Genomic DNA, 6,458 nt, shown 5'->3' with positions numbered 1-6,458 from the left:
GGCCGCGCGCATCAGGCCGGCCGTGCTCGAGCTCATCGACGCGGCGGGCCTCGCCCGCGTCGCAACGTTCCTCGGCGCGGCGGCGCTCGCCGGCACGCCCCTCGAGTCGATCGCGCCCGGTGAGACGTTCCTGCTCGCCCAGAGCGACACGGCAGGGGCGGCCGTCGAGGCGGCGGCGATCGCGGCCGTCTTCGCCGAGGCGGGCGGCCGGGTCACGATGTCGACGGATGCCGCAACCGGCGAGCGGCTCCTCGACATCCGCCGCGCCGTGCATCCGGCCTTCGCCGCGACCGGGCAGGTGCTCATCGAAGACGTCGCGGTGCCGCGCTCCCGACTGCCCGAGATGTTCCGCGCGATCGAGGAGATCGGCGCGCGCCACGGCCTCGAGATCCCCACGATCGCGCACGCGGGCGACGGCAACCTCCACCCGAACTTCGTGTTCACGGGCGACGAGGTGCCCGAGCACGTGTGGGCCGCGGCCGACGAGCTGTTCCGCGCCGCCGTGGCGCTCGGCGGCACCCTCACGGGCGAGCACGGCGTCGGCATCCTCAAGCGACGCTGGCTCGCCGCTGAGCTCGGCGAGGACTCGTTCGAACTGCAGCGCGGCATCAAGGCGCTGTTCGACCCGAGCGGCATCCTGAACCCGGGCGTGATGTTCGAGGCATCCGCGCCGCCCGCTCGATAGGCTGCCCGGGTGAGCCACGCACCCGTGCCAGCCCAGAATCCGAGGCCAGCGCAGAATCCGACCCCGTCGCCATCGCTCTGGGCCGCGCCGCCGCCGCCGCGGGCCCGGAGCGGCGGTGTCGCGTTCGCGATCGTCGGCATCCTGCTCGGCGTCATCATCGGCCTGCTCGTGCTCGCCTATCTCGCGGTCGCGCTCGGCGTGTCGGCACTCGCCGTCGGATCGCTCCTCGCTCTCGTGCCGCTCGCCATCGTGTTGCTCGCGGTGCGATGGGTCGACCGCTGGGAACCCGAGCCGCGGTGGGCGCTGTGGTTCGCGTTCCTGTGGGGCGCTGCGGTGTCCGTCGCCGTCGCGCTCATCGTCGACCTCGGCGTGCAGCTCCTCCTCGCGTTCGCCGAGCCGGGTGGCAGCCCGAACGAGGCGATGGCGGCGGTGGTGCAGGCGCCGATCGTCGAGGAGACCGCGAAGGGCATCGGCGTGCTCCTGCTCTACGCATTCTCGCGCTCGCACTTCGACGGGCCGGTCGACGGCCTCGTGTACGCGGCCACGGTCGCAGCGGGCTTCGCCTTCACCGAGAACATCCTCTACTTCGGTGCAGCGCTCGCCGAAGGCGGCATCGGCGAGCTCGGCGCCGTATTCGTGGTGCGCGGGCTGTTCTCCCCGTTCGCGCACGTGCTGTTCACCGCGTGCACCGGGCTTCTCATCGGCGTCGGCGCCCGACGTGGCGGTGGAGTGGGAGTCGTGGGCTGGTTCCTGCTCGGCCTCGCCGCAGCCGTGCTCCTGCACGCCCTCTGGAACGGATCGCTCACCTTCGCCGACGACGCGATCGGGCTCTACTTCACCGTGCAGGTGCCGATCTTCATCGGCGCGGTGCTGCTCACGTTCTTCCTCCGCCGTCAGGAGATGCGCGTGACGCGTGCTCGTCTGGACGAATACGCCGCGGTCGGATGGTTCAGCACCGCAGAGGTCGAGATGCTCGCGACACCGGCCGGTCGCCGGCGCGCCCGGGCGTGGGCGCGTTCGCAGACGCCGCCTCGAACCGCCCTCATGCGGCGGCTCATCGCCGATGCCACTCATCTTGCGTTCAATCGGCACGTGCTCGTCTCCGGCCGCGGCGACGTGCGGCACGTCACCGACGAGCGCCTGCTGCTCGATGCCGTCGCACTCGATCGGGCGGCACTGCTGCGCTGAATCGGATGTCGCGATCACCCCTCGCACACGAGGAAACTCGCCGCCCTGTGGTGTGGCACTGCCGACAGCGCTACAGGACGACGAGTTCTCGATTACCAGCGTGCAACGTGTTCGGGGGGAGCGCAAGAGGGAATGGACGGGTGTCCGCGTTTGCTCCGCACCCCTCTATCTGTTTGGCTGGACGCATGACCGATACGAACAGCAAGCCCGAAATCGACTTCCCCGAGGGCCCGGCTCCCACCGAACTCGTGGTCGAGGACATCGTCGTGGGCGACGGCGCCGAGGCGACGCCCGGCTCGACCGTCGACGTGCACTACCTCGGCGTCGAGTACGACTCGGGCGATGAGTTCGACTCATCGTGGAGCCGCGGGCAGTCGATCAACTTCCCGCTGCAGGCGCTCATCGCCGGCTGGCAGGAGGGCATCCCCGGCATGAAGGTCGGCGGTCGACGCAAGCTCACGGTTCCCCCGCACCAGGCCTACGGCCCGGCCGGCGGCGGCCACCAGCTCTCGGGAAAGACCCTGATCTTCGTGATCGACCTGCTCGGCGTCAGCTGAGCACGATCACCTGATCTCGAAGGCCGGTGGGCGTGAGCCTGCCGGCCTTCGTCATGCCCGCCGGTCATGGCTTGCGCTCGCGGCCGTGCCGGCTCATCGCGCGGGACGCCGCGGCCCGGGCCTGCGCGGACTCCGCTCGGGTTCCGTTCGCTCCTGCACTCGTTCCACGAGCTCACGCCACGGCCCAGTGAGCTGACGCTCGGCGAGCGTCGCCTCATGCGGCTCGCAGCGGATGCGATAGATGAAGCGGTCGGGCTCTGGCGGCGCCGGCGGCGGCGTGCTCCACGGGATCTCGCGGATGAGCACGTACCACTCGTCGGGGTCGGGCTGCTCCTCGACGTGGACTTCCCACGTCAGTCGAAGTCCGGCGATGCCCCCGCTCCGCGAGACGATGACGTCCATGTCGGCATCGTACTCCCGGCGTCGCTCGCGGCGCGCTCCGGAACCGGATCCAGCGCGGGGAGCTCCTCGATGCCGACCGCGCTCCAGCCGCTCGTCACCGCTCGCGACTCGGGGGAATCGGCGCCGAAGCGCTCGTCGGCTGCGCGCACCGTCTCGGCGGCGAACGTGTGGAATCCGTCGTCAGGGCGGAGTCTGCCCGACGTGAGCACGTCGTACCAGATGCGCCCCACGTGCTCCCACGCGAACCCGCCGAGTTCGATCGCCGCGAGGGCGAACGCACGATTGGGAATGCCGGAGTTCAGGTGCACACCACCGTTGTCGTCGTCGGTCTCGATGTACCGGTCGAAATGGTCGGGCTGCGGATCACGACCGAGCACGTCGTCGTCGTACGCCGTGCCGGGCTCCTTCATCGAACGGATGGCGCGTCCCTCGACGAGGTCGGTGAACACGCCCTCGCCGATGAGCCACGTCGCCGAGGCGGCATCCTGACCCATGCCGTATTGCTCCACGAGAGCACCGAACACATCCGAGATGTGCTCGTTGAGCGCGCCCGACTGACCCTGGTAGCGAAGCTTCGCCGTGCGCTCGGTGACGCCGTGGGTGAGTTCGTGGCCGATGACGCTGAGCGAGTTCGTGAATCCCCGGAAGACCTCGCCGTCGCCATCGCCGAAGACCATGCGCTCGCCGTCCCAGAACGCATTGTCGTAGCGGTCGCCGTAGTGCACGGTGGCCTCGAGGGGAATGCCCGCGCCGTCGATGGAGTCGCGACCGAACACGCGTGCGAAGAGCTCGAAGGTCTCGCCGAGGCCGTCGTACGCGGCGTCGACAGCCGCGTCGCCCGTGATCGGCTGGCCCTCGCGACGCACGAGGCGCCCGGGCAGCCGTTCGGCGTTCTCGGCGTCGGAGATGCGGCGGTCGGGCGAGGGCGCCATGCCCGGCAGAGCGGCCGGACGTTCGTCGCGCGCCGGTCGCTCGTGAGCGATGAACGATGGGGGCTCGCCCTCGCGCCGCCACTCGCGCATGGGTGCGTCTCGGAGCAGTGACCGGCGGGCCGCGTCGGCTGCGACGTCGAAGCGGGGATCGTCGATCGCCGCGATGCGGGCGAGCAGGTATGGCGGCACGATCGCCTTGTGCGGTGTCGAGTAGGGGTAGGGCCTGGGCGTCCGCGTCATGATTCGATCGTGTCATGCGCCGCCGACAGGCGCGCTGGCAATTCGCTCGGCACGCCGACTCGCCCGGCGGGTCCCGGCGCGCGCCCGACATCCGCTCGGTGCCCGTGTCGACTTGCCGCGCGGCATCCGGGTTGCGAAGCTGGGCTCGTGCAAGTTGCCGCTGTCGTCGCCCAGCCCGAGGTGCGAACCCATCCGATCGGCCTCGTGCCGGCCGCGATCGTGTGCGCCGCTGCGGTGTTCCTCTTCGGCGTCGAGGTGCCGGTCGTGGGCTACGCGATGCTCGCGCTCGGCCTTGCGGGCGCATGGCTCGCCGACCGCTCGGGGCGCACGAGCCGGCTCCTGCCAGACCTCGCCCTCGTCGCGCTCGGCCAGGTGATCGTCTCCACGATCTCGGTCGCGGCCGACATCAGCTACTGGAACATGCTCCTGATGGGCGTCGTACTCTCCCTCGCGGTCGTCGTGCCGTTCGTGATCTCGCGGTTCGTGTTCGGCGACCGCGTCATCCGGTTCCCCTGGCGCACCGGCCACCGGTGGTCGCCGGTGCAATGGTCGTACCTGGTGCTGATCGCGGTGCTCGGCTGGCTGATCCTGCCGTTCTACTTCATCACCTCCGGCGTCTACACGAACTGGCCGACCGTGACGCTGCCCGACGAGATCGCCCGGCTGTTCGTGGGCGTGAACGCCGTGGGCATCTGGGACGAGCTGTTCTTCGTCTGCACGGTGTTCGCCCTGCTCCGACGGCACTTCCCGGTGTGGCAGGCGAACCTGCTGCAATCGATCGTGTTCGTGTCATTCCTCTGGGAGCTGGGCTACCAGAGCTGGGGGCCGCTCCTGACGATCCCGTTCGCGCTCCTGCAGGGCTACACGTTCACGCTCACGAAGTCGCTCTCGTTTGTGATCACAGTGCACCTGTTGTTCGATCTCGTGGTGTTCCTCGTCATCGTGTACGCGCACACCGGAGTGCCGCCGATCTTCCTGCTCGCGCCGCCGTGACGGCCTCGGGATCATGCGCCTCGCGGGCGATGCGCCTCATTGCGCGTGCCGTGTCACGACGAAGCTTCCATCCGGTCGCCATTCCACGGTGAGCACGTCGGTCTCCGATGCCCTTCCCATGACGCCGTCGCCATCCTGATCGATGCGCGTTCCGACACCCCTGGGGATGGCCGCGTGCATCGTCATGCCCCGCTCGAGCACGCGTTCCAGTGAGGCGCAGTTCACCACCATGCCGCTCGTTTCCAGCTCGACGATGAGACACGCGATGCCGTTTCTCGGGACCTCTGGATTGTCCGAGTTCGCCGGACTCGCCCGAACCGTTGCATAGACCGTGACGCCGGCCGCCGGCCCGTCGGGACCGAGGATGAGCGCGACGCCGGACCTCTCGAAGGTCTGGTTCAGCCAGCCCGGGACGAACCCTTCGCCAGGGAGCATGCCGTTACCCCGTCGAGGGTCCCGGAAGAAGTCGAGCGCCGCACCGGCCGGCAGTGCCGAGTCGGGATCGGCCGTTGGCGCTGGCGTGATCGTGATATCGAACCCCGGTGGCCGGTTCACCGCATCGCCGAGCCCGAGCCAGGCTGCGAACAGCCCGGCGCCGACGATGACCCCGATCGCGCCGGCCGACAGCGGCGTCAGTCGACGCCGCTGTGCTGACGCGGCATCCCCGATGGGCAGCTCAGACGGCTCGGCGAAGGGCTGTGCGCCCTCCGGAGGGGGCGAGGGTGCCCCTTTCCTGTCGGCGCGCTCGCGTTCGATCTCGAGCAGCTGCCACTCACTCTCGGTGAGCTCCAGCACTCGGTCTGACGCGTGGTCGTAGCGCGCGATGCGCGGCTCATCAGAGCCGGACTGCGAGTACACCCGCGATTCGAGCGCAGAACGCGCATCGATACCATCGTCGTTTCCCGCCATGATCCGCCGATCCGATTGGAGCATATGCCCGACCGGCGCGGCGGCAGAAGCCAGACGACGGGGGGGTGCTGCGACTACTTCAGCTGTCCGCGGATCTCCCCGGGTTGGTTCGTCGTCGTGTGCACGTTGACGTAGTAGGCGCGCGGGTCGTCTTCGATGGCCGCGAGCAGGCTGGCATCGGGCGTTGCGCAGCCGGAGGTTTCGAAGCTCGTCTCGCCCACCTCGACGGTCAACGGTACGACCACGGGTCCGGGGGCGTTGCGCTCCCCGACGTGGATGTGCGCGGCGACCGCCCCTGACGAGAGCCCGGTCGCGGTGAGCTCCCAGCACAACTCGTCGCCCTCGATCTCGTAGGAGAACGTGCCATATGCGCCGCCCACGGTGGGCGCCGGCACCTCCTGGCCGGTGTTGAGGGGGATCTGAGGAGAATCGGGCGGTGCAGCGGCGGCGCCTCCGGCACCGGTGAAGGCGAGGGCGGCGATGGCGGCGATGGCGAGGGCGGTGGATCGAGTTCGACTGGTCATGGTCATGATGAAATCTCGCTTCCTCGGG

The 6,458-nt window shown here is 69.7% G+C and carries 8 protein-coding genes; 4 read left to right on the top strand and 4 right to left on the bottom strand.

What is annotated here, in order from left to right; all coding sequences use genetic code 11:
• The 3 genes from ESP51_RS17800 to ESP51_RS17790 form a co-directional block, all read left to right on the top strand.
• Window positions 1-685: FAD-binding oxidoreductase (locus ESP51_RS17800; protein ID WP_277871092.1), on the top strand; the 685-nt coding region annotated here is incomplete at its 5' end.
• Between the two features lie 9 nt (window positions 686-694).
• Window positions 695-1,873: a PrsW family intramembrane metalloprotease gene (locus ESP51_RS17795; protein ID WP_129522233.1), complete on the top strand. Its 1,179-nt coding sequence runs from the start codon at window positions 695-697 to the stop codon at window positions 1,871-1,873.
• A gap of 185 nt (window positions 1,874-2,058) precedes the next feature.
• Entirely contained in the window at window positions 2,059-2,430 is a 372-nt protein-coding gene (locus ESP51_RS17790) for an FKBP-type peptidyl-prolyl cis-trans isomerase (protein ID WP_129522232.1), read from the top strand.
• A gap of 93 nt (window positions 2,431-2,523) precedes the next feature.
• Here the strand turns inward: ESP51_RS17790 and ESP51_RS17785 are convergent, their stop codons facing one another.
• Complete coding sequence (locus ESP51_RS17785; RefSeq protein WP_129522231.1) at window positions 2,524-2,832, bottom strand: protealysin inhibitor emfourin; 309 nt, start codon at window positions 2,830-2,832, stop codon at window positions 2,524-2,526.
• Window positions 2,784-4,004 carry a M4 family metallopeptidase gene (locus ESP51_RS17780; protein ID WP_129522230.1) on the bottom strand — a complete coding sequence of 407 codons (1,221 nt, stop codon included), beginning with the start codon at window positions 4,002-4,004 and terminating at the stop codon, window positions 2,784-2,786. The genes ESP51_RS17785 and ESP51_RS17780 overlap by 49 nt, the downstream gene beginning before the upstream one ends.
• A gap of 147 nt (window positions 4,005-4,151) precedes the next feature.
• Between ESP51_RS17780 and ESP51_RS17775 the strand changes: the two genes are divergently transcribed.
• On the top strand, window positions 4,152-4,997 hold the full coding sequence (locus ESP51_RS17775) for a CPBP family intramembrane glutamic endopeptidase (protein WP_241843244.1): 846 nt from the start codon (window positions 4,152-4,154) through the stop codon (window positions 4,995-4,997).
• 36 nt (window positions 4,998-5,033) lie between these two features.
• On the opposite strand, the gene ESP51_RS17770 is transcribed toward ESP51_RS17775, so the two are convergent.
• Window positions 5,034-5,906, bottom strand: coding sequence for a hypothetical protein (locus ESP51_RS17770; protein WP_206737351.1), 873 nt, complete (start codon window positions 5,904-5,906; stop codon window positions 5,034-5,036).
• A gap of 74 nt (window positions 5,907-5,980) precedes the next feature.
• On the bottom strand, window positions 5,981-6,430 hold the full coding sequence (locus ESP51_RS17765; RefSeq protein WP_241843243.1) for a CHRD domain-containing protein: 450 nt from the start codon (window positions 6,428-6,430) through the stop codon (window positions 5,981-5,983).
• Between the last annotated feature and the right edge of the window lie 28 nt (window positions 6,431-6,458).

The organism is Agromyces albus, from assembly GCF_004134825.1.
GTDB lineage: Bacteria > Actinomycetota > Actinomycetes > Actinomycetales > Microbacteriaceae > Agromyces > Agromyces albus.
Note: the sequence above shows the minus strand (reverse complement) of the source record. Positions and strands in the feature narration are given on the sequence as shown.